A 24,644-nucleotide genomic window follows, 5' to 3' on the forward strand; every position below is an offset into this window, starting at 1 on the left:
TTTTTGCTTAATTTTATCTGCATAATCTAACTGCATTGTAAGCCAATCATTTAAGGGAGATCTCATCACGATGATTAAGAAGTATTTTGTCCAATATGCTATATGTTTTCTTCTTGTTTTAGCTGCTCACTATTTAATTAAAACTTTGCTGTCTGATGATCATGGAAGTTCATATCTTCTTATAACGGGTATAGTGGTTTTTACAACCCGCTATCTGGGTAAGGGACCCGCTATATTTTCAACAGCCCTGGCAACTATCCTTCTTTTATGGCCTTTATTATCCGGTTCGCTAAGTTTATCTTTAAATGAATGCATCCTATTGCTGCTGTTTATTGCCGAATGCGGATTAATTATTTATTTAATTCCTGGTTATTTGAAAATTGATAAAGAGGCAGTCTTAAAGGGTTTGCGGTTCAGTAGACTGGTTGAAAAAAGTGCTGATGCATTTATCCTGGTTAATGTAAAAGGAGAAATTAAGTATAGTAATCCGGCGGTTCACCAAATAACAGGATATGCTATTGATCAGATACCTGAGTTACTGATATGGAATATAATAAAGGAAGAAGACTCCAGGATTGTTAAAGAACAATTCTATAAAATAGCTAGTCATGAGGAGAAGTCTGTTACCTTACTACACCGTATTGTAAAAAATAATGGCGAATTAATCTGGGTTGAAAATACGATGACCAACTTGCTCAACGATCCTTCGGTTCAGTCAATCGTGCTTAATTTGAGTGATGTTAGTGCGCGAGTTAGTCACGAACAGGAGATGGAAGATTTTTTAGCTATAGCTTCTCATGAATTAAAAACGCCTCTTACCAGTCTAAAGGCCTATACGCAAATATTGGAGATGCGTTTGAAGGCGGAAAATAACACCAATTCAGTATTGTTGGTGAGTAAAATGGATCGACAGATCAATAGGATTATCAGTATGATTTTTGACCTTCTTGATGTAACTAAACTTCAATCGGGCATTCTTTATTTAAAAAAAGACATCTTCGATATCAATGATTTGATTTTAGAAGTTGCAGAGACATTAGGTAATGTGAATAAGAATCATCAGATCATGCTGAGCCTTGACGAAACTACTAAGCTTTATGCAGATAAAATACGTATTAATCAGGTGCTTGTAAATCTAATTTCAAATGGAATTAAATACTCCCCTGAGGCAGATAAGATCCATATTAGTACCAGGCTAGAGACTGATAAATTATTAATCTCAGTTACTGATTTTGGAATAGGTATTTCTCCTAAGGAGATTCAAAATCTATTTAATCGGTTTTACAGAGTATCCAGCGTACGGGAATCTTATCAGGGTCTGGGTTTAGGGTTATATATATCCTACCAGATTATAGAGCATCATAAGGGAAAGATGGGCGTTTTTAGTGAGGAGGGTAAAGGATCTACCTTTTGGTTTACTCTCCCTTTGGAAAAAGAGATAGATGAAATACCGGTCAAGTAGTGCCATCTCTACAGCTCTTAATTCTGTATTTGTCTTAAAATAGTCACGTTTATTTATAAATGGAACAGTTGATTGTAATGGTTGTACTTTCATTGATCAGGGTAGTTAATTCTAAAAGGCCTGTCAATTTAAAATAAGCAAAATGTATAAACTTAAGATTATTTCTTCTACCGTAAGGCCGGGTAGAAAGGGACCTCTTGTTGCGGAATGGATAGCCGGACTAGCAAAAGAAACAGGAGACTTTGACGTTGAAGTTTTAGATCTTGGCGAAATTAACCTTCCGTTAATGAATGAAAGGATGCATCCTATGCTGCGAAAGTATGAACATGAGCATACTAAAAAATGGTCCGCTTTGATAGAAGAAGCAGATGCTTTCGTTTTTGTAACAGCAGAGTATGACCATGGATACCCTTCTCCGTTGAGAAATGCAATTGAATATTTGGTACATGAGTGGGCTTATAAAGCAGCGGGTATTGTAAGTTATGCTGGAATTTCAGCAGGTACCCGGGCGTCCAATGATCTTAAAAGGGACTTGGCTACCATGAAAATGGTCCCGCTAACAGAGCAGGTGAATATACCCACGTTTACACATTTTATTAATGATCAAAATGAATTTGTTCCAAATGAAATGTCAGTAAAGGCCGGTCAAAATATGTTAAAGTCTATTGTAAGATGGACAAAGGGTCTGAAATTAATTAAAGAGGATCAATAAGTTAAAGAATATTGAAGTGTTAAAATCCAGTTTAAACAAATCTATCCTGGTTTTTCATTTCGTAATCATATGTTTTAAAGTCATCATTTTGTCATGTTTAATATTTGTATAAATTTTACATATTATGAGAAACTTTTTTTAATTTTAAACCGTATATAATAGACCAAGGCATATTGTAATGAAATGCTTAACTCTGTGAGGTATTGAAAATGAAAAAAGGTAATTTAATTCAGCAATTAATCTCTTATATTAACATCTCTATTTTGGAAAAAAGGCGTCAAAGGCCTATTCTTAAGAAGATGGAATCCATTAATGCTCAAATACAAGACCTTTCAGAAACGTGTAAGATGTACGGTGATTTGGAGTTATACTTCGAGCAGGCATTAAAATATAAAGAGTTCATTGCGCTAAACTTTGAATATTCAAGACTCGAAATGCAATTATATAAAATTAATAAACCAGAGAAAAACAAAGTTCCTGTATCTCAAAATTAGTCAGCAATTCTTTCAATATCCTTATATTTCTTGCTTTAAACAACGTATCAATCCGTGTGGCCATGGTAATGTCACGTGCTCTCTTGTCAAGACCTTACATTTAACTGTTATTTAACAAAAATACAGAAGCCATATCCTTAATTTAGCATCATGGTTTTTCGTTTTTGGAGCAAAGCATATCTTTGTGTATTTATTCTCCATATTGCTGTCTTAAATGCTTATTCGCAAACTTCTAGTATCAGTGGCCGTGTCGTAGATCGTTCAGGCAACCCACTAGCCTTTGTTAGCGTAGAACTACTAGGAAGTATGCATGGAACAAGCACAGATACTGCCGGAATATATCAGCTCAAAGCAGTAGGGAGCAGCACACAAATCAAGTTTTCATATGTAGGCTTCAAATCTTTAGTAAAAAATATAGTTCCTGGCAAAGAGCAGATTTTAAATGTCAGGTTAGACGAAGAAGACAATTCCCTTCAGGAGGTAAGTGTTAAAGGAAAGAAACATCGAAGTTATTCCAATCGTGAAAACCCCGCAGTTGAACTTATTCGCCAGGTAATAGCGCATAAACACGAAAATGAAGCACAGCACTATGACTTTCTGCAGTATCAGCAATACGAACGTATTCAGTTCTCTCTGAGTAATATGCCATCGGGGATTGCAGGGAAAAAAATGCTGAGTCCTTATCGTTTTGTTTTCGAAAATATAGATTCCACAAAGATTCAAGGGAAAACAGTAATTCCTGTTTTTATGGAAGAAAAGCTTTCTGATAATTATTACCGTAAAGATCCGGAGAAGACTATTCAAATAATGAAGGCTGAGAAGTCAGTTGACTTTGGGAAATATCTGGATCAGAAAGGGATGACTGTTTACCTCAACAGGATGTATAACGTGGTCGATATTTATGCTCCTAATATCTTTATCGTATCAAATGAATTTCTGAGTCCCCTTGCTGATGTTGCTCCTACGTTTTATAAATACTTCATTCAGGATACTATTACAACTTCCGATAACGAAAAACTGGTGGAAATGCATTTCTTTCCCCGGAATAAAACAGATCTGCTTTTTAAGGGAAAGCTTTGGATTACATTAGATGGAAACTATGCAGTTAAAAAAGTAGAATTAGGTCTGAGCAAGGATATTAATTTAAATTGGGTACGTGAAATGACCGTGACTCAGGATTTTGAGCGTAATCCGGATGGGCGCTATCACTTAAGCCGGAATAGTATGAAGGCAGACTTTGGTATGCTGCCTCAGAAAGGAGCTGGAATATATGGCGAAAGAGTAGTTTATTATTCTGATTATCATGTCAATGTGCCTGCTTTAGCTGAAGTATACCAGGGTAGCACGCTCCAATCCAATACCTCACTTACTAAAGATAATCAATCCTTATTACTGGAAAGCAAGAGGCCTGATACCTTATCCGCCGCAGAAGCAAAAGTCTATAGCAACATTGATAGTTTACAGCGGATTCCATCGTTCAGACATACCATGAGTATTACGGCTGCGTTTACTTCAGGTTTTAAGACTGCCGGACCGGTTGAAATAGGTCCCATAAGTACTTTCTACAGTTTTAATCCTTTAGAAGGAACCCGCTTACGTTTGGGAGGGCGTACCACCACAGCGTTTAGTCCTCGTGTTTATTTAGAATCTTACGGAGCATACGGTTTTCAGGATCAACAATGGAAATACCTTTTAAGTGCTGCTTATGCTTTCAATAATAAATCAATATATACTTTTCCCTTTCATTATTTAAAGGCTTCATATCAGAAGGATACGGAAATTCCTGGTCAGCAGGTTGCCTTTGCCCAGTCTGATAATTTTTTACTTTCCTTTAAGAGGGGAGATAACGATAAGTGGATCTATAGTGATGTGTTGAAAACCGATTATATACATGAGTTTTCCAATCACTTTTCCTATAGTCTTGGGTTTAAAAACTGGAAACAACGTCCTGCAGGTACACTGGAATATTATACGTTGGATGAGGGGCAAAAAACACCTGTTGCAGATCTTACAACAAGCGAGTTGTCGCTTGAATTACGTTGGGCTCCTCATGAACAGCTCTTTCAGGGTAAAATGTATCGCACTACCATTCCCTCTAAATACCCAATCATGACGCTTCGGTTTGTTTCAGGTCTGAAGGGAGTGTTAAATAGCGATTATTCATATCAGAACATGATGCTTAATGTTAGTAAACGTTTTTACTTGTCGCAATTAGGCTACTCAGATTTCATGGTTGAGGGGATGCAAATCTTTGGCCAGCTCCCTTATCCATTACTCACCATACATAACGCGAATCAGTCTTACACCTATCAGCCCTATGCGTATAACATGATGAATTTTATGGAGTTTGTAACAGATCACTATGTATCCTTGAACTTCGAGCATAAATTCAATGGATTTTTTCTGAATAAAATACCCTTAATCCGGAAGTTAAAATTCAGAGAGATTGTAGGATTAAAGATGCTTTATGGTGGAATAAGGTCCGAAAATGATCCAGTTTTACATCCTTCTTTATTGGCATATCCACTGAATGGAAATGACCGTTCTTCTACTTATTCTCTTGGAAATTCCCCCTATGCGGAATTAAATGTAGGGCTGGGTAATATTTTCAGAATTATCAGACTGGATGCTGTGAAACGATTGACCTATCTGGATCATCCCGATGTGGTCAAACTAGGTATAAGAGCAAGTATGAAGTTTGATTTGTAAAACAATGATTACATGAGTTCAAATCTTCTATTTATTTAAGCTTGTTTAAGGATTTTTGTACATTAGGCTTTTATTTAAAAGATGAAACAACTGTACTTCTGCTCTTTAGCAGCACTCTTATTCACGATTTCTTCCTGTGGAAACAAGGAAAAGCAATCAACTGATTCAAACACCTTTACTTCTTCTAATCCTTTTGCTGAAGTAAGTAAACTGGCCTATCAAGCTCCTGACTTTGATAAAATAAAGGATAGCGACTTTGAGCCGGCTATACAAGAAGGCATGAAAGAGCAATTAAAGGAAGTCCAGCAGATTTCAGAGAATACAGAAAAGCCTGATTTTCAGAATACCATTGTGGCGATGGAAAAAAGCGGACAGCTCCTTTTACGCGTCAACCAAGTTTTTAATCTTCTTACCGGAGCAAATACTAACCCCGAACTTCAAAAGGTTCAGGAAGCAATAGCGCCAAAATTGGCAGCGCACCTGGATGCCATTTATCTGAATGCTGAATTATTTAAACGGGTAGAATCCATTTATAATGAAAGAGAAAAGCTTAGTCTGGACGCAGAATCCAAGCGTTTGGTGGAATGGTATTATCAGCAATTCGAAATTGCAGGTGCAAAACTATCCGATGCTGATAAAGTTAAACTTAAAAAGCTGAATGAAGAAGAAGCAGGACTTAGCGCCAAATTCACCAACCAGTTATTAGCTGCTACAAAAGCTGGCTCAGTAACTGTAAATACTAAAGAAGAATTAGCAGGATTATCAGCTGAAACACAGGATGCGGCAGCACAGGATGCTAAAGCAAAAAAACAAGATGGAAAATGGTTGATTTCTTTGCAAAATACAACGCAGCAACCCGACCTTCAATTCCTATCGAATAGGGCAACCCGTCAGAAACTATTTGAATCCTCATGGAACCGTGCCGAAAAAAGTGATTCCAATGATACGCGTTCGGCAATCATTCGTATTGCAAAAATTCGTGCAAATAAAGCAGATCTTCTTGGGTTTAAAAATTATGCAGGATGGAAGCTTCAGGATCAGATGGCTAAAACTCCCGAAGCAGTAAGTGCGTTTCTGGGACAATTAGTGCCTGCCTCTGCAGCGAAAGTAAAAGGCGATGCTAAAGAACTTCAGGCTGTAATCGATCAGCAGAAAGGTGGCTTTGCATTGCAGCCATGGGATTGGGATTATTATGCCGAGCAGGTACGTAAAGCCAAGTTTAACCTCGATGAAAATGAAGTTAAACCATATTTTGAACTGGATAACGTACTTCAGAATGGTGTCTTTTATGCTGCCAATTTATTATACGGTATCACCTTCAAAGAAAGAACAGATCTTCCGGTTTATCAGAAAGATGTACGTGTATTTGAATTGTTTGAAAAGAACGGCCAAAGCATTGGCTTGTTTTATTGCGATTATTTTAAACGTGACAATAAATCAGGTGGTGCATGGATGAGTAATATGGTTGGACAGTCTAAGCTATTGGGTACAAAGCCAGTGATCTATAATGTATGCAACTTTACAAAACCGGCAGCCGGACAGCCTGCATTAATAAGTTTTGACGATGTTTCTACTATGTTCCATGAATTTGGACATGCTTTGCATGGTTTTTTTGCCAATCAGCAATACCCAAGTATCTCCGGTACAAGTGTTTCCAGGGATTTTGTAGAGTTTCCTTCACAGTTTAACGAACACTGGTCACTTGATCCTAAAGTGTTTAAAAATTATGCGATTCACTACAAAACGAAAAAGCCAATGCCACAGTTCTTGGTAGATAAGATCAAGAAGGCATCTGTTTTCAATCAGGCATATGCCCTTACTGAACTTTTAGCTGCTGCAAAATTAGATATGTCATGGCATACCATAACCACTAAAGATTCCATTAAAAATGCCGATCAGTTTGAAACCGCAGCCTTACACCAGGCAGGTTTAGATTTGCCACAGGTTCCACCTCGCTATCGTTCCACTTACTTTCTCCATATCTGGGGAAATGGTTATGCAGCTGGGTACTATGCCTATTTATGGTCTGAAATGCTGGATGACGATGCGTATGCCTGGTTCAATGAGCATGGCGGATTGACAGCAGCAAATGGACAGCGCTTCCGTGATATGATCTTATCCAAAGGAAATACAGAAGATCTTGGCACCATATTTACTAAATTTCGAGGACACTCACCTAATATAAAACCTTTATTGATCAACAGGGGTTTAATAGGGAAATGATTTAAATAATCAGTTTACCATAATATTTTAATTGAAGAGAGCAGGGCATGAATTCTAAATTTTCTATACGTCTGCACTCTGAAAGTGCAAAAAAAGGAGCCACTGGTGCAGTGCTCCTTTTTTTGCGCCTTCTTAAACAGTCATTTAAAACTTTTTCAGCCAACGATCCCTTGCGAATGGCTGCAGCTACTGCCTTCTTTACCATGTTTGCCTTGCCACCCATACTGATCATCATAATTCAGGCATTAGGACTGGTATTTGAAAGAAACTTAAGCAGAGGGGTATTCTCCAGACTCTCCAGTACGATTGGTCGAACCAGTGCCCATCAGGTCATTGATACGCTTCACGCTATCCGTGAGATGGCCAGTAACTGGTATGCAAGCATCATTGGCTTCGTCATTCTCGTGTTTGTCGCCACCAATTTGTTCAAGATCATCAAGGATTCTATAAACCAAATATGGAAGATCAGGATGATTGCCAAACAAAATTTTTGGAAAACGATGCGAGGAAGATGGCAAGCCTTAATTATAATTATGCTAACAGGTACGCTTTTCTGTATCGCCATCCTGGCTGAAGGAATGCAAACTTATCTGAGTGATGAGTTGGTTAGTTTGTTGCCCGGACTTGCAGATTATTTGAATAGCATATTTAACTATGGTTTTTCTATCGTGTTCGTGACCGCCTGGTTTGTTATTTTATTTCGATATCTGCCGGATGGTCGTCCTCTATGGACCGTTGCCATTGCAGGTGCATTTTTTACCAGCATCTGTTTCAATATAGGAAAGATTATATTACGGCTTTTACTATTACAAAGCAATCTCAATAATTTCTATGGTGCCTCAGCATCAATTGTATTGTTACTGCTTTTTGTGTTTTATTCCTCATTAATATTGTATTTTGGTGCTGCATTTACAAAAGCATGGGCAGATTACCGTGAAACGCCTATCAAGCCAAAAACTGGGGCTATTCGCTACCGGTGGTCTGAAATCCATGAAGAGTAATGGGAGGTTAGCCGTCTTTTTATACACTATTAATACTTGATCGATATATGGATTTTTCAAAATTAAAAATGGGTACAGCATCTGTTTGGGCTGGCGAAACGGAACGATCTTATCAGGGAGCAACTACTACACCTATTGTAAACAGCGTTACCTATGCCTACGATGATCTGGATGAATGGTATGATGTAGCAGCAGGTAAATCAAAAGGATACATTTATAGTAGAAATACAAATCCAACTGTAGCTGTGCTTGAAGAGAAGATCTGTGTGTTAGAGGGAGCAGAAGCAACAACAGCGTTCGCAACAGGAATGGCTGCCATCAGTAATACCTTATTTGCGTTACTTTCCCCTGGAAAGCGGGTTGTCTCTATCAACGATACTTATGGAGGAACGAGCAAACTGTTCCTGGAATTTTTACCTGAATTTAAAATTGAGGTAAGTCTTTGTAATACTACTGATTTCGAAATGCTTGAAAAAGAAATAGCGAAAGGTTGTGACGTATTGTATCTGGAAACGCCTACCAATCCCACACTGAAGGTAGTGGACATAAAACGATTGGCAGCAGCAGCAAAAAAGGTAGGTGCTGTAGTTGTGGTAGACAATACTTTTGCTACCCCGATCAATCAGAATCCATTGCAACTTGGTGCCGATCTGGTTATTCATAGTGCGACAAAATTTCTATGCGGACATTCAGATGCGATGGGAGGTATCCTATGCGGGAAAAAAGAGCTGATTGAAAAAGTGTTTAGATTCCGTGAGATCAATGGTGCCAGTATTCATCCAGAAGCTGCATATATGATCTTAAGAGGTATGAAAACCCTGGAGCTAAGGGTAGAGCGCCAAAATGCATCCGCCCTTAAAATTGCAAAGTATTTATTGAACCATGATCAGGTAACTGACGTTTTTTATCCGGGACTTACCACGCACCCTGGACATGAAATTGCCAAAACGCAAATGTCTGGTTTCGGAGGGGTACTCAGCTTTACCATAAAAGGCGGCTATGATCAGGTGAAGCAATTCCTTCCCAAGCTTAAATTAGTTCATCTGGCAGCTAGTCTGGGCTCAGTGAGCACACTTGCTGGTCCTCCAAGAACTACCAGTCATGTGGAATTAAATGACGAACAACGTAAACAACTTGGAATTCCCGAAAGTCTGATTCGTTATTCCGTAGGTATAGAAAATGTCGAAGATCTTATAGCTGATTTAGACACCGCGTTAACAGCAATAAAAATAGATAATACAGGGAACGTAGCAGAGAAGCTTAGTTAGAAAATAGATTCACCTTTTATTTGGCCACCGGCTTAAGCAATACATCATCAAATTCAAGGTCAGATTCCGGATTAATTATTTTTAGCTTCAGCTGATCAATTGTTCCATCTGGATTCAGAGCATAAGTCACATACGCGTCTGCCTTTAAATGCACATTCCTGAAGGTGGCAAGAAAGGTGTTGAACTGAAAATAGCTAAGATCAGCTGTCAGATGAGGCAGCTGTTTGAATTCCATAACCATCCCATTTTCAGTGTTGCTGATAACTACCTCGCCGTATATTTCGTCCCGGTAATTACCACTGAATTTGCTCAAGGCTACCGGTATTTTGTTTATTGAATCTGGCTGAACTGTATTTTTACTTAATTGAAACTTTGTTTTAGCAAAGCTGCTGTCCTGTGCTGATTTGTAATTTGTTAGCCAATCATGCTTTTTGTTTTTCATATAGAAATCAAGAACATGATATATTACCGACCAATAGGCTCCTGTTGATTCCTGGTTAGTAAATACAGCAATCCCCAGCTGAAGATCAGGTACCATAGCTATTTGTGAAACAAAGCCATTTAATTTACCTCCATGACCCACCACTTTATAACGCTGATAGTTATAAGTACGAAATCCAAGTGCATACCCGAAAAAGTCCATTTGTGCCGGTTTCAATCCTTCTGGCATTTCACTTACAGGGATAGGCCTTACCAGCTTCCAAAGCTCTTTAGTTGTTTCCGGTTTAAATAAAACAACTTTAGATGGGGTTCGCCCAGAATCCAGTTGCGTGATCATCCAGTTTGAAAAGTCATTCGCATTTGAAAGAATTCCTCCTGCAGGGTCACTTGCATCCCCGATGTTTAATTCAGTATAATGGTCTACCACTTGTACCATTCCATTTATCCGGTCATGTGCCACTGCAATGTTGGGCATTCCAGCAAACAAAGAATAGCGTGATATACTGCCGGGCATTCCTACCGGATCAAAAATCCTTGCTTTAATAAAATCCTCCCAACTTATACCACTTACCGCCGCAATAATCTCCCCTGCTGCCAGGTAAAGGATATTATCATAGGCATAGGTTGTTCTGAAATCATTCGCTAGCGGAAGTTTTTTAAGTTTATTCAGGATCTCCCTACGGTTAAATGTAGAGGGAGGGAAGAGCATCAAATCGCCGGAATAAGCCGCCAGTCCGCTTTGATGTACCAACAAATCCCTAACGGTAAGATGTGTGCTGACATAAGAATCTGCCATCTGAAACCATGGAAGATATTTAATAACCGGATCATCCCATTGTAACTTTCCTTCTTCAACCAATAAAGCCAGGGCTGTAGCTGTAAAGGCTTTTGAATTGGAAGCAATAGAAAAAAGGGTATTTGCATCTACTTTGTCCGTTTTTCCCAACTGTTTTACTCCGTAACCTTTCGCTAAAACTACCTTGCCATCCTTTACAATGGAAACGCTCATCCCCGGTACCTCAAAGGTTTGGAGTACTTTATTGATGTATTCGTCCAGACCTGGAGGCAAACCACCATTAGTTTGTGCTTGAATACGCAGAGGGTTTAAAAATAAAATGAATACAAAATGTACAAGGACAACAAACCGGATTACCTTCATTAGTATCACTTTAGCTTACGTATCAAAAACTCCGCAACAGCCTCATCCACCTGAAGCATATTTTTATATTTCATCCAATGGTGCGTTTCATCAGGGATCATCAACGTCTCAAATGGTGTTTTCTTTTTCTTCAGCCTGTTAAGCAGATCAATACTTTGATGGAAAGGAACATTGCCATCATCATCTCCATGAATAATCAGAACGGGGGAGGTCCAGTTATCCAGCCAGGCAATAGGGGATGATTGCCAGTTTAGCTTTTTAGCTAAAGCAAGATCGGGTGCAGGTTCAGCACTTTCAGCGGGTAAAAACGTAGAAAGATTATGCTCTCCATGTATATCCACTCCAGCAGCAAATAATTTAGAATCCCTTCCCAGAGCCAATGCTGTAAGGTAACCACCATAAGAACCACCATAAATGCCAACCCTTTTTGGATCTACTCCATCCTGTGATGCCAGCCATTTTCCCGCTGCTTCTACATCCAGATACTCGGATGCTCCTGTGGTCCATGAATGAAGCGGATTTTGGAAATCATAACCATAACCTACACCCAAACGGTAGTTCACAGCCAGAACTACGAAACCCTGACTAGCCAGATATTGATTGAGGGCATAGGTATTGGAATAATAATCGCCAAAATGCCAACCCAGCAACATCTGCCTTTGCGGTCCGCCATGCACAAATAAGATAGCCGGCTTTTTAGATGAACCTGATGTAGGCTCAAAAAGCTGACCATAAACCATTTTGCCATCAGAAGCTTTAAATTGAACCGACTTTGGTGTAATAAGCTTTTGGGAAGGGAAAGCAGGCGTAATCAATTCTTTCCCGATCATATTAATTTGTTTACTCCCAAGAGAGAGCGTTGCTGGTAAATTTGGTTGTTGAGCGGTTGCAGATAAAAAAGCGACTGTCTTTCCGTCACCAAGAGGTACTGCATTACTCTCCAATCCTGTCCCTGGAGTTAAGGTTTCCATTGCTGCTTGATCAACAGGCACTCTAAAAATGTGACGCCTGTCCCGATCCTCTTTATTCGCACTGAAATATACCCAGTTACCATCAGCGCTGAGTTTAACATGCTCAATTGCAAAGGCGCCTGGAGTCAATAATATAGGTTTTCCACCTGAAGCAGGTAAACTATAAAGATGTGGCCAGCCATCCTGGTAAGAAACATAAACAATATGACCCTTAGCAGCCCAATGAAGATTGGCACCGCCATTTGTTTCAGGATAAGAGCCCTGCAGCGTTTCAGGTGCCTTCCATAGTTCTTTTCCTTTTCCTGACAAGACATCAGCTATTCTTATCGACCATGGTTCATAAACCGGTGCAGTTAAAGAGTCTGGATACCCACCACGTGTTGCACGTCGTATAAATACAATTTGTTTTCCATCCGGACTCCATCGTGCCGACTGATCCATCGAAAAAGAGGGGTCAATCCATTTAATTGAAGACGCAGAATCTGTATAGATCCCAATTAACGAGTGATCATTCCGGGAGTTTACAAACAAAAGCCGATTGCCATCAGGTGACCATTGTATGGAATGTACCGATCCTCTGCTGTAAAATAACCTTTTCATCGAAACTGATCCATCTAAAGCAGATACCCAAACCTGACCGTTTTTAATATAAGCCACCTGCTTACCGGAAGGAGAGATAACAGGATAGTCGCCATCAGTAAGCAATATCGCTTGCCCTCCTGCTTTAAAAGGCATGTAATATAGCTGTACATGCGGCTCAACAGGAGCAGATGAAGGATTTCTTGGAATGCTTTCATCAAAAGCACCATGGTCACCCCCTCTCACAAATATCACCCATTTCCCATCTGGAGAAATAGTCACACCTGTTAATTCCTGACCCTCATCCGTGTTGAAATTAGTCAGTTTTCGGAGTTTAAATAAAGGGCCTTCAGCAACGTATATGTTGCGTATTCCTTTTACGTTAACGGTAAAAGCTAACTTAGAGCCAGTAGAAGCGGCTGTCAGCTCCGTTACGAACGGATAACTGGTCACCGCTTCTACATCGAAGCCTTGGGCATAACTGAATTGCAAACCGGCCATAAGGGCCATAAAGAGGAATGTGTTCCTGAGCATAGTTTAAAGTTAAATATTATTTGTCCCAGTACAGGCGTTGATCTAAGCCTGAAACAATAGGTACATTAGCCCCGTTACGGCTGGTTTCAACAGTCGGATATCCTAACCGTCTAATAAAGGTACTTAACACAGCTCCTTCAGGTATAGTAAAGTCACTATATTTATAATCATATCTTCTTGCGTCTACCCATGATTCAGGGTTAAGGAACATGGCCACATATTTCTCCTTAAAAATCAGGTCAAGTGTTAATCCCGCTTCACCAACACTTACTGCCGGGTTGTTAATATAGGCCAGTTGATCAACCGAACTCACCCCTAATTTATTCATATGGGCTTTAATACCATCAAGGTAAGCTAAATAGGCCTTTGATTTGTTATTCGACCGGAATGCCGCTTCTGCCTCTATAAACTTAAGCTCGGCATAAGTAAATAGCTGTACTGGGGCACCAGATTTCGAGTAGAAGCCATCTACACCCAAATAGGATTCTTCCTGATTTGTTCCTGTTCCAATACGTCCTGCACCATTTGGGGTTCCTCTGTAATCACCGAACTTAGTCAGTGTCGCTATTTTAGGTAGTCTTGGATCAAATATTCCATAGGTAGTTCCATTTAAAGCATCTACAAACTGGCTGCTTAACCAACCATCCAGATTGAGCTGCGTGTTATTGTAAGCAACTTGATTCCATGGACTTAAACCATCAAATGCAGTAAGTGTTGCATCCTGTGTATCTGGGTTGGAACCATCATAAGAGCTTGCCACGGCAGTAAGAACAGCTGCAGGGTCATAGGTGCTGGTCTTGGAGAGCTGATTCAGAAACCTTGCCTTTAATCCATAGGCTGTACGAATCCAGTTTGCTGTATTACCTTTATGAATGACATCACTTGATGCATCCAAAACAACGGTCACATCATTTCGTTGCAAGTCAGCTATCCCTTCGTCAATTAACTGCAGACAAGTGGCGTGTAAAGTTTCCTGCGGGTCATACGTAGGTGTGACCACTTCTTTACCCATAAAAGCAGTGGAGTAGGGAACATCTCCAAACGTATTGATGAGCATATTCAAATTAAATGCCATTAATATTTTGCCAATTCCCAAGTGATAATAGGCATCTTCTGTTACGGCCAGATCATTCATCTGTTTGATGTTCATCATGCAGCTGTAGAAGTATGACCAGGTACCTGAGTAATCTACTTCATCGTAAGTGTCTGCACCACTACCTTTTGTATTGCTGGCCAAATATTGTGAGTAGTACGAAACTGCATTGCCCATTCGGAAAACATCCAGTCCGGTCTGTGATGTTGCTGTCGCTAAGAGCCCATTCAATGGAGGATTAATAACCAAATTAGGGTTATCAAGTTTATCAAGATAGCTATTACAGCCCGAAAAGATGAAAGCTAGAAATCCTGCGAAAATTAATATATGTTTATTTTTCATTTTGTTCAGCCTTAAAAGTTAGCATTTAATGAGAATATATAACTGCGTGTTGCCGGGTATGTAAATCCAGCAAAACCGTCTGTTGCACTTCCTGAGCTGGTAGAGCTCGATTCGGGATCGAACCCGGTAAACTTAGTACTTAACCAAAGGTTGTTTCCTGTAAAGGATAATGTTACTGCATTTAGAAATTTACTTCCTTGTAGCAAGGTTTGTGGCAATGTATAAGCTAATGTTGCACTGCGCAAACGTACCCAGGAAGCGTTCTCTATAAATGTTTCTGAAGCACCTCTGTAATAATTACGGTAATAGCCATTGCCATAATTTACACCGTCGGGACCAACTCCTTGTCCCAGCCATACAGACTTTGTATTTGGTGTTCCATCTGCTAGTACACCTTCAAATACCTTGAAGTCATTCCTGTTTTCTGAGCTTTTTTGTAAAGCAAAAGCAGCCATAAAGTTGGCTAGCTGGTTATAACGGTATACGCCCTGCTGTGTATCGAATAAGAAGGAGAAGCTCATTTCCTTATACTTAAATGTGCTGCCAAGACTTCCAATCCATTTAGGTTGCGAGTTGGCAATATATTGTTGTTTTGAAGCAGGATTTAGAACAGGGAAACCATTTGCGCCGATTACTATTGGCTTTGATTGATCGAGGATTCCTGGATCTTCCGTTTCATCTCCATAATAACGTTGATACGTACGGCCAAATAATGCACCTACTGGTAGGCCTGGAATGTATTTTTGGGTTACAGTAGAACTTAAATAACCATACTGAGTTCCCATAAGTATTTCTTTTAATGCAGGATTTATAGAAAGTACCGTGTTTTTGTTCCGCGTATAGTTTATGTTCATATTCCAGCTAAAATCAGGAGTTTGAATAGGTCTGCCTGTTAAGCTGATCTCGACTCCTTTATTTCGAATACTTCCGGAGTTGAAATATATTTTGTCATATCCTGCTGTTGGTGATACATAAACAGGAATGATGAGGTCTTTACTGGTATTGTTGTAGTAGGTAAACTCAATCCCTATTTTGTCTTTCAGAAAGCGGAGTTCCGTCCCACCTTCATAAGATGTAGTGAACTCCGGACGGATATTTAAATCTCCGGTTTGATCATCCAGACTGAATGGTAATACACCGTTGCTTAATGGATCATCAATATTATATCCTGAGGAAGTGGCATAAGTGGTAGCATCTTTACCAATCTTAGCTACTGAAAAGCGCAGTTTACCAAAACCGAACCAGTCTGGGAGAACTAGATTTTCTGAAAATACCCAGCTTGCACTGGCAGATGGATAATTAAAGGACCGATTTTTTTTAGGTAATGTAGAGGTCCAGTCATTTCTGGATGTGAGCGACAAATAAAGAAAATTATCATAACTCAAGGACCAGTCAGCGAAAACTCCTATGATCCGGTAATCATTAATAGTATTACGTGCTGTCACTTTTTTGGCATTGCTCAAATTGTAATAATCGGGTACAACCAAAGTGTCGCCTACTGTATTAACCGTATTTCGACTGGTTGAATATATGTCATTACCTACCTTGAGCGATGACTTAATATGAGGACCCAAATCGTTTTTAATATTCAGCATTAATGTAGAGTTGAGAACCGTATTCTTAGCTCTATACTCTTCTATGGTACCATATCCAAAGTCACCTGCGGGATAAAGTTCTCCGGCCAGACCTAATGGACCCGGAGTAGTACGTGTTCGCGAGTCATTGTACAAGTCGACGCCAAACCTATAATTCACATCCAGCCATTTGAAAGGGGAGTAAGTGAAATGCGAATTGGAGATTACCCGGTCTACGTCATCTTTATAATTGGTATTGGCTAAGATATAAATGGGGTTATCATTGGTTGACCCTATAATTGTATTTTGTGTGCCATCCGCTTTTTCATAATCCCAAATATCCCAACGTGGCGAAAAATACGTAAGACCCTCATTATACCGGTCTGAATTACCTCTTCGTCCACCTGATTTAATGTAATTTAAAGAACTACCGAAACTCAGTTTATCTGAAAATTTGAATTCGCCTCCAACTTTAGCAGAATAGTTTTTATAGTCGGTAAACGGCATAATCCCGTCCTGGTTAAACTGTGAAAAGGCTCCTGTAAATATTGCTTTTTCAGAACCTCCAGACATATTTAGACTATTACGGTAGGAATGACCGGTTTGATACCCATGTTTATAATTATTAAACAATTGATCGGGATGAGTAGGGTCAATCGCCTTTGCTTCTTCAATTGTGGGTCCATATGCAGGCCAGAAACTGGTAGGATCATATACGCCAAGCCATCCCTGTGTATATTTATTCTGTGTTTCCGGGTATTTATTAATTTCGTCTATACTCGCTGTGGAGGTAAAGCTGACCCTGAGCTTACCTGCTTTACCCAACTTGGTCGTAATAATGATGGCTCCTGTAGCTGCCCGTAAACCATATAAAGCGGTGGCAGCTCCTCCTTTAAGCACATTTATGGATTCAATATCATCCGGATTAATGTCTGCAGCACGGTTGCTTATTCCTAAAAGATCACTTCCGTCAGAAACATCAGTGGAATTGTCAATCGGGATTCCATCTATAATAAACAGAGGTTGAAAGCTCCGTTCAGAATTCATGGAATTGATCCCCCTTAAGATTATTTTGGCTCCAGATCCCGGTGCACCTCCACTTGAATTAATCTGTAGTCCCGCAGCTTGCCCTTGTAACGCATTCACCAGGTTCGTCTGGTGACTTGCACTAATCGCGTCACCTGAAACTTCTTGTGCCGAATAACCCAGAGAACGCTTTTCTCTCTGGATTCCGAATGCGGTAACGGTTACTTCAGAAAGGACTTTATTGTCAGGTACCAAAGAAACGGTAAGTGTTGTGGATTGGCCTACCGGTACTTCTTTGGTGACAAAGCCAACTAAACGGAAAACAAGAATGGAGTTGTTTCCTGGAACTTCGATACTAAAAAATCCGTTCGAATCTGAACTTAAGCCTCTTGTTGTTCCTTTAATCAAAATGTTTACACCGGCTAAGGGAATACCTTTGTCATCGATCACTTTACCGGTTACTGTAGCCTGATGTGTTTTTACTTCATTAGTGATTACTTTCCTGTTCGTTTTGGGAATACTGGCTATTTTGCTTAGAATAATTTTACTCTTTAGACTGGTTGCTGAAACATTGAATAAAGAAAAAAGCAACAATAGAACAGTTAGAGTGCTAACAGGAAAAGTGGAGCATAACCATCGGTAATGATAGCCCTGGTCGTTTTTTAAGGTACAAACGTTCATATAGATAGGTTATTTGAATTAATTAATAAAGAATAAGGACATTTATGTAATAATTATCAAGTTTTTTGTACTGAATTAGTGTTTTTCGGCTTTATTTTCAAATTAAATGAGATTAAAATTGTGTAAAGAAGTATTATGCAGGTTGAACAAGGTGGCAATGTGTAATTCATATTAAAATAAGTCATCAGGTGAATGAATATGAGTGCTTTTTGTTAATAAAACTTTAATATCGGATTTATTTTGTAAATAATGCAAGTATACTTTAACTTTTTTATTAATTTATGCATGACTAAAGAGAACGAAGGTATCCGAAGCAGTAAAAGGTAACATATAGATACCGAGCAATAAATCAACCTGCTAAATTCCCGAATTGAAATAAAAGCCTACCAATTTGAAAATTTGAAAGACCCTAAAATTCAAACAATAATTACTTAAATGGCCTCCAGTGTCTTTAAACAAGCATTTTTTACACAATTATTTAATCGGCATCGCTTTTGTTAACTCGTTGAAAAAAATAAATTTCAATGGAAGAACATTCGATAGTTGTTCGCGTAGCAACCTTAAAGGATATAAAATACGTAACTGAAATTATACAAGAAACAAAAGAATCTGCCTTACAACGCGGAATTGGCATATCAAATAGGACTCCAGAATCTATTGTAGCCAAAATGAGAGATGGAAAATCAATTATCGCTTTAACCGATACAGGGGACTGGGTAGGTTTCTCCTATTTCGAAGTTTGGGAAGGCGGGAAGTACCTTTCTAATTCCGGGTTAATTGTATCTCCAGAGTTTCGACACACTGGTGTAGCCAAAGCAATTAAAGAGCGCATATTCAAACTTTCAAGGGAAAGGTATCCAGTCGCTAAGATCTTCAGTATTACTTCAGGCATTGCTGTAATGAAAATGAATACGCTACTTGGCTTTGAACCCGTAACCTTTCAACAGATCACTCAAGATGAAAAATTTTGGGAAGGCTGCAAAAGCTGTGTGAATTATAACACACTCGAACAAAAAAAACAATTCAATTGCTTCTGTACAGCCATGTTGTTTGATCCCGAAAAACAAGCGGATAGTATTCATAAACATGCCACCTTTGAATACCAATTAATGATTGCCTAATAGTTAAACTGTATATCATGAATGACAAACCCCTTAATCCTTCAGGAAATGATTTTCCGGAAGAACTCTATATACAAAGTCTGGACCTCTTGAAATCACTCATCCAAACACCCTCTTATAGTGGTGAAGAAACGATTACTGCTGATCTGATTTATTCTTTTCTGATATAAAAGGACATTACCGTATAGAAAAGAATAATGTATGGACGTATAAAACCGTTATCTCAGTGCTGCAAAACCAACCATACGTACTAGATTGTATCGCTCATGGAAAAGCTGGTCACGCCGCCAGGGATGAAGGCGATAATCCCATCTATAAATCATTGAATGCCATCCGCTGGTTTCAAGACTATTGCTTTTCAAGAGAATCTTCTTTGTTAGGACCCGTTAAGATGAACGAAATACAGGTCAATGCCGGTTTGCAGCATAATGTTATTCCTGCTGATTACTCATCATTCTCTACATGATTAAGGAAACTGTGCTGATTATGTGGTGCTATAAAAACAGCAAATACATCTGCTAGAAATTTGTCCCGATAGATCAAACCTATCATAATGAATTTGAAGCCTTCCAAAATGGAAGGCTTTTTTTGTTTCTAATCTGGATTGATTATCTCTTTATATTGATTTTCAATTAGTTATATATGTTTTGTAAATTGTGGTCTATCTATTGAATAGTAGTCGAAAAATATAAATATGCTTACTCTCTTATTATTTATGGCCTTGCTTTTATGCATCTGCCTCATTTATTATTCAATTGATTGGTTTGAAAAAATTTAAGACTTATGACCCTATTATTCATTATCGCATTGGCAGTTTTTATATACATGGTGTATGTACTGCTTAAACCTGAAAAATTCTAAACCCTATCATGAACACAGAATTACTTGGAATAATTACCACCTATCTGATTACTTTGCTGATAGGCATTCCACTGGGAATATACCTGGCTAAAGTATTTGCCGGAGAGAAAGTTTGGACTGACTTTCTCCTACCTATTGAAAAAATTATCTATCGCTTGTCGGGGATTCGCCAAACTGAACAGATGAATTGGAAACAGCATATGAAAGCGATGCTGACTATAAATTCAGTATGGCTGATCTACGGATTTTTCGTGCTGATTAATCAGGACAAGCTTCCATTAAATCCGGATGGAAATCCAGGACAAACACCTGATTTGGCATTTAATACCATTATTAGCTTTGTGGTGAACTGCAATCTTCAGCATTATTCCGGAGAAAGTGGCTTGACCTATTTCACACAGCATTTTATAATTATGTTTTTGCAGTTTGTAAGTGCGGCAACCGGTATTGCCTCTGCGGTTGTGTTGTTTAAAGCTTTCAGAGAAAAATCAGTTTCTCAGCTTGGTAACTTCTGGGAGTTTTTTGTTAAGTCAATAACCCGTTTGCTTCTGCCTCTTTCCATAGTAGTAGCTTTAATCCTTACGTTTAATGGAACGCCAAGTTCTTATGAGGGAAAGGATCAATACATCTCCTTACAAGGTGATACAATAGCCGTTTCAAGAGGACCGGCAGCGGCCATGATTGCAATTAAACATTTGGGTACAAATGGCGGTGGATGGTTTGGTGTGAATTCTTCACATCCGCTTGAAAATCCCAATTATTTAACCAATATGGTTGAACTAATCGCACAGGTGATTATTCCCATTGCCATGGTCATTGCTTTCGGCTATTTTATCAGACGTAAAAAACTCGGATGGATCATCTTTGGGGTGATGACATTTGGAATGCTCCTCCTTTTGATTCCTACAATTAGCTCGGAGCTTGGCGGAAGTCCTGCTATCGCTCAATTGGGTGTAAGTCAGCATACCGGTGCAATGGAGGGGAAAGAGGTTCGGTTTGGTCCTGCTGCTTCGGCATACTGGAGTACGGTTACGACCATTATATCGACCGGATCAGTAAATAGTATGCATGATAGCACGATGCCTTTGACAGGAGCATTGCAATTGTTAGGCATGATGATCAACTCTTTTTATGGTGGTTGCGGAGTGGGGATACTCAACTACTTCATCTATTTAATCATTGCGGTATTCATTTCTGGATTGATGGTCGGTCGTACCCCTGAGTTTCTGGGGCATAAAGTGGAGGCTAGAGAAGTGAAAATAGCCGCATTGATTACCTTGCTTAGTCCTTTTCTGATATTAGCAGGAACTGCTGCTGCCAGTTACGTATTTGGCAATTATGGAGATGCCGATTGGGCAGTTAAACCTGCCAACTGGCTCAATAACCCTGGTTTTCATGGTTTCTCCGAAATGTTATATGAAATAACCTCTGCAAATGCAAACAACGGATCAGGGTTTGAAGGTTTAGGCGATAATAATATTTTCTGGAATATCTCCAGCGGAATCGTCCTAATCTTCTCACGTTTTCTACCCATCATAGGCCCTATAGCTATTGCCGGACTGCTGGGACAGAAAAAATACATTCCTGAATCAGCTGGTACGCTTCGTGCGGACACGATCACCTTTGGAATAATGACCCTAGCCGTTATCGTGGTGTTAACTGCTCTATCTTATTTCCCTGCTTTGGCTCTCGGCCCATTAGCAGAATACTTTACTATGCTTAAATAAAATCTTGTAACAAGATGAGAACGCAATCCAATCAATTATTTCAACCGGCACTGGTAAGTGCAGCGTTGAAACAATCTTTCATAAAACTGAACCCCCGTAGCATGATCAAGAATCCGGTCATGTTTACAGTAGAAATCGGAACGGCAGTTATGCTGGCAGTCTCCGTTTATTCGCTTACAGCAACAGGACAGGGGTCTTTTGCCTACAATGCAACCATTTTCGTCCTGCTCTTGCTTACTGTGTTGTTTGCCAACTTTGCCGAAGCACTAGCCGAAGCGAGAGGAAAGGCACAGGCAGATAGCTTGCGTAAAACCAGGGAAGACACGCCTGCAAAATTCCTTACCAAAGACGGCAAAGTAGAACTTCGTTCATCCAATCAGCTCCTCAAAGGTGATGTCTTTGTTTGTGAAGAAGGGGATACTATTCCAACTGATGGAGAAATCATAGAAGGGATCGCAACCATTGATGAATCAGCGATTACAGGAGAATCTGCACCCGTAATCAGAGAATCAGGAGGAGATAAATCTTCTGTTACTGGAGGAACCAAGGTGTTGTCGGATCAAATTAAAGTGAGGGTAACCACCCAACCAGGCGAAAGCTTTTTGGATAAGATGATCGCATTGGTAGAAGGAGCTTCCCGTCAAAAGACGCCGAATGAGATCGCATTGACTATTCTACTGGCCAGCTTTACTCTGGTATTTATAATCGTATGTATCTCGCTGAAGCCATTTGCCGATTATGCCAATACGCCTATTACGGTTGCTGCGCTAATTTCACTCTTTGTTTGTCTTATTCCTACAACGATCGGCGGACTTCTTTCCGCGATTGGTATAGCAGGAATGGATCGTGCTTTACGTGCTAATGTGATTACTAAATCCGGAAAGGCCGTTGAAACCGCAGGAGATATCGATACCTTATTGCTGGATAAAACAGGTACAATCACGATAGGAAACCGAAAGGCCACTCGCTTCTATGCAGCCCCAGGCATTACCGAAGATCATTTTGTACGCAGTAGTTTGTTAGCCTCCATATCAGATGAAACTCCTGAAGGAAAATCCATTGTTGAACTGGCAAATCAAATCTTAAATCAAAATACAGCGAATCTTCCTGATCAATCTGCATTGACTTTTGTGAAATTCACTGCTGAAACCCGTTCAAGTGGTGTAGACCTTCAAGATGGAACTCAAATCAGAAAAGGGGCATCAGACTCTATCCGAAACATTGCTGTAAAAGCGGGTAATGAATTCCCTGAATCGGTAGGTAATGACGTTACTCACATCTCCACCAACGGAGGAACACCGTTGGTGGTATCCGAAAATTCGAGAATACTTGGTGTAATCGAACTGCAGGATATTATCAAACCGGGCATTCAGGAACGGTTTGAACGGCTACGTAAAATGGGCGTGAAAACCGTTATGGTAACAGGTGATAACCCATTAACTGCTAAGTACATTGCAGAAAAAGCTGGTGTAGACGACTTTATCGCAGAAGCAAAACCCGAAGATAAGATGAATTACATCAAACATGAGCAATCACTAGGAAAACTGGTTGCCATGATGGGCGATGGAACGAATGATGCTCCTGCTCTTGCACAGGCGGATGTGGGTGTGGCAATGAATAGTGGAACTCAGGCAGCAAAAGAGGCTGGTAATATGGTCGATCTGGATAATGATCCGACCAAACTGATTGAGATCATTGAAATTGGAAAACAACTGTTGATTACACGTGGTACTTTAACCACCTTTTCCATAGCCAATGATGTTGCGAAGTATTTCGCTATTGTTCCTGCACTGTTTATCGCTTCCATACCTGCTTTACAGGGATTAAATATCATGCATCTGCATAGTCCGGAAAGCGCGATCCTGTCTGCTGTCATTTTCAATGCGATTATCATTCCATTCCTGATCCCGCTGGCTCTAAAAGGAGTGGCATATAAACCACTTGGAGCTAGTGCTTTGCTCCGCAGAAATCTGTTGATCTATGGTTTAGGCGGTGTTATTGTCCCTTTTATTGGCATAAAGGCAATAGACCTTTTAATAGCTGTTTTTATATAATTCTACACTGATGAAAAAATATATCTTTCAATCTATCCGTCTCACACTGGTCCTGCTGGTTTTATTAGGTGTGATCTATCCTTTAATTATTGCCTTCGCAGGCCGGTTTGCCAAGGGTGAAGGCAACGGCGAAGCCGTCCTGCTGAATGGCAAAAAGGTAGGGTATGCCAACATTGGGCAATCTTTTACAGAACCACAGTATTTCTGGGGCCGTCCATCTGCTGCTAATTACAATGCAGCAGGTTCTGCAGGATCTAATAAAGGTCCTTCTAATGTGGATTATTTAAAAGATGTGGAAAACCGGATTGACACCCTGCTGAAGTATAATCCAGGGTTGAAGCGCTCTGATATTCCGGCTGATCTGGTTACCGCATCCGGTAGTGGACTTGATCCTGATATTTCCGTACAGGCGGCTATTATCCAAATTAAAAGGGTTGCCAACGTTAGAAACCTGAGCCTGGAGCAGGTACAGCAGGTAGTTAAAAATGCAACTACCCCGCCTTTATTGGGTCTGCTCGGACCTGAAAAAGTAAATGTACTTCAACTGAATTTATCATTAGATCGCTTATCAAAATAAACATTAAACTTTATCAATAACTCCTGTAAGCTTTC

General features: G+C 39.6%; 18 protein-coding genes. 14 read left to right on the plus strand and 4 right to left on the minus strand.

What is annotated here, in order from left to right; genetic code table 11:
* The first annotated feature begins 70 nt into the window (after positions 1-70).
* The 7 genes from ADIARSV_RS20325 to ADIARSV_RS01720 all read left to right on the plus strand — a co-directional run bounded on the left by ADIARSV_RS20325 (position 71) and on the right by ADIARSV_RS01720 (position 9,869).
* Positions 71-1,462 (plus strand): sensor histidine kinase, encoded by a 1,392-nt coding sequence (locus ADIARSV_RS20325; protein WP_052016925.1) that lies wholly within the window; start codon positions 71-73, stop codon positions 1,460-1,462.
* A 142-nt stretch (positions 1,463-1,604) separates the two neighbouring features.
* Positions 1,605-2,174 carry an NADPH-dependent FMN reductase gene (locus ADIARSV_RS01695; protein ID WP_016193610.1) on the plus strand — a complete coding sequence of 190 codons (570 nt, stop codon included), beginning with the start codon at positions 1,605-1,607 and terminating at the stop codon, positions 2,172-2,174.
* A gap of 263 nt (positions 2,175-2,437) precedes the next feature.
* On the plus strand, positions 2,438-2,668 hold the full coding sequence (locus ADIARSV_RS01700; RefSeq protein WP_152439730.1) for a hypothetical protein: 231 nt from the start codon (positions 2,438-2,440) through the stop codon (positions 2,666-2,668).
* A gap of 150 nt (positions 2,669-2,818) precedes the next feature.
* Positions 2,819-5,377: a DUF5686 and carboxypeptidase-like regulatory domain-containing protein gene (locus tag ADIARSV_RS01705; protein WP_016193612.1), complete on the plus strand. Its 2,559-nt coding sequence runs from the start codon at positions 2,819-2,821 to the stop codon at positions 5,375-5,377.
* An 81-nt stretch (positions 5,378-5,458) separates the two neighbouring features.
* Positions 5,459-7,600, plus strand: coding sequence for a peptidyl-dipeptidase Dcp (gene dcp, locus ADIARSV_RS01710; protein ID WP_016193613.1), 2,142 nt, complete (start codon positions 5,459-5,461; stop codon positions 7,598-7,600).
* A gap of 47 nt (positions 7,601-7,647) precedes the next feature.
* On the plus strand, positions 7,648-8,601 hold the full coding sequence (locus ADIARSV_RS01715; RefSeq protein ID WP_016193614.1) for a YihY/virulence factor BrkB family protein: 954 nt from the start codon (positions 7,648-7,650) through the stop codon (positions 8,599-8,601).
* Positions 8,602-8,648: 47 nt separating this feature from the next.
* Positions 8,649-9,869, plus strand: a complete 1,221-nt coding sequence (locus ADIARSV_RS01720) for a cystathionine gamma-synthase family protein (RefSeq protein ID WP_016193615.1) — start codon at positions 8,649-8,651, stop codon at positions 9,867-9,869.
* A gap of 16 nt (positions 9,870-9,885) precedes the next feature.
* On the opposite strand, the gene ADIARSV_RS01725 is transcribed toward ADIARSV_RS01720, so the two are convergent.
* From ADIARSV_RS01725 to ADIARSV_RS01740, 4 genes are read right to left on the minus strand one after another with little or no spacing between them, the layout of a single operon-like run.
* Entirely contained in the window at positions 9,886-11,469 is a 1,584-nt protein-coding gene (locus ADIARSV_RS01725; RefSeq protein WP_016193616.1) for a serine hydrolase, read from the minus strand.
* Positions 11,470-11,474: 5 nt separating this feature from the next.
* A complete protein-coding gene (locus tag ADIARSV_RS01730) occupies positions 11,475-13,553 on the minus strand; it encodes a S9 family peptidase (protein ID WP_152439731.1) in 2,079 nt (692 codons plus the stop codon).
* 16 nt (positions 13,554-13,569) lie between these two features.
* Positions 13,570-14,988: a SusD/RagB family nutrient-binding outer membrane lipoprotein gene (locus ADIARSV_RS01735; protein ID WP_016193618.1), complete on the minus strand. Its 1,419-nt coding sequence runs from the start codon at positions 14,986-14,988 to the stop codon at positions 13,570-13,572.
* An 11-nt stretch (positions 14,989-14,999) separates the two neighbouring features.
* The gene (locus tag ADIARSV_RS01740; RefSeq protein WP_152439732.1) at positions 15,000-18,269 is read right to left on the minus strand and encodes a SusC/RagA family TonB-linked outer membrane protein; all 3,270 of its coding nucleotides are present in this window, start codon (positions 18,267-18,269) and stop codon (positions 15,000-15,002) included.
* A 524-nt stretch (positions 18,270-18,793) separates the two neighbouring features.
* Here ADIARSV_RS01740 and ADIARSV_RS01745 point away from each other — a divergent pair.
* From ADIARSV_RS01745 to ADIARSV_RS01765, 7 genes are all read left to right on the plus strand, one after another.
* Positions 18,794-19,390 (plus strand): GNAT family N-acetyltransferase, encoded by a 597-nt coding sequence (locus ADIARSV_RS01745; protein WP_016193620.1) that lies wholly within the window; start codon positions 18,794-18,796, stop codon positions 19,388-19,390.
* A gap of 17 nt (positions 19,391-19,407) precedes the next feature.
* Positions 19,408-19,560, plus strand: a complete 153-nt coding sequence (locus ADIARSV_RS21760) for a hypothetical protein (RefSeq protein WP_016193621.1) — start codon at positions 19,408-19,410, stop codon at positions 19,558-19,560.
* A 56-nt stretch (positions 19,561-19,616) separates the two neighbouring features.
* On the plus strand, positions 19,617-19,856 hold the full coding sequence (locus tag ADIARSV_RS01750; RefSeq protein WP_016193622.1) for a peptidase dimerization domain-containing protein: 240 nt from the start codon (positions 19,617-19,619) through the stop codon (positions 19,854-19,856).
* Positions 19,857-20,173: 317 nt separating this feature from the next.
* Positions 20,174-20,251, plus strand: coding sequence for a K(+)-transporting ATPase subunit F (gene kdpF, locus ADIARSV_RS20890; RefSeq protein ID WP_083257263.1), 78 nt, complete (start codon positions 20,174-20,176; stop codon positions 20,249-20,251).
* Positions 20,252-20,259: 8 nt separating this feature from the next.
* Positions 20,260-21,978, plus strand: a complete 1,719-nt coding sequence (kdpA, locus tag ADIARSV_RS01755) for a potassium-transporting ATPase subunit KdpA (protein WP_016193623.1) — start codon at positions 20,260-20,262, stop codon at positions 21,976-21,978.
* Positions 21,979-21,992: 14 nt separating this feature from the next.
* Positions 21,993-24,032, plus strand: a complete 2,040-nt coding sequence (kdpB, locus tag ADIARSV_RS01760) for a potassium-transporting ATPase subunit KdpB (protein ID WP_016193624.1) — start codon at positions 21,993-21,995, stop codon at positions 24,030-24,032.
* Positions 24,033-24,042: 10 nt separating this feature from the next.
* Positions 24,043-24,609 carry a K(+)-transporting ATPase subunit C gene (locus ADIARSV_RS01765; protein ID WP_016193625.1) on the plus strand — a complete coding sequence of 189 codons (567 nt, stop codon included), beginning with the start codon at positions 24,043-24,045 and terminating at the stop codon, positions 24,607-24,609.
* Positions 24,610-24,644: the final 35 nt, after the last annotated feature.

This window comes from Arcticibacter svalbardensis MN12-7 (genome assembly GCF_000403135.1).
In the GTDB taxonomy this organism is placed as follows: domain Bacteria; phylum Bacteroidota; class Bacteroidia; order Sphingobacteriales; family Sphingobacteriaceae; genus Arcticibacter; species Arcticibacter svalbardensis.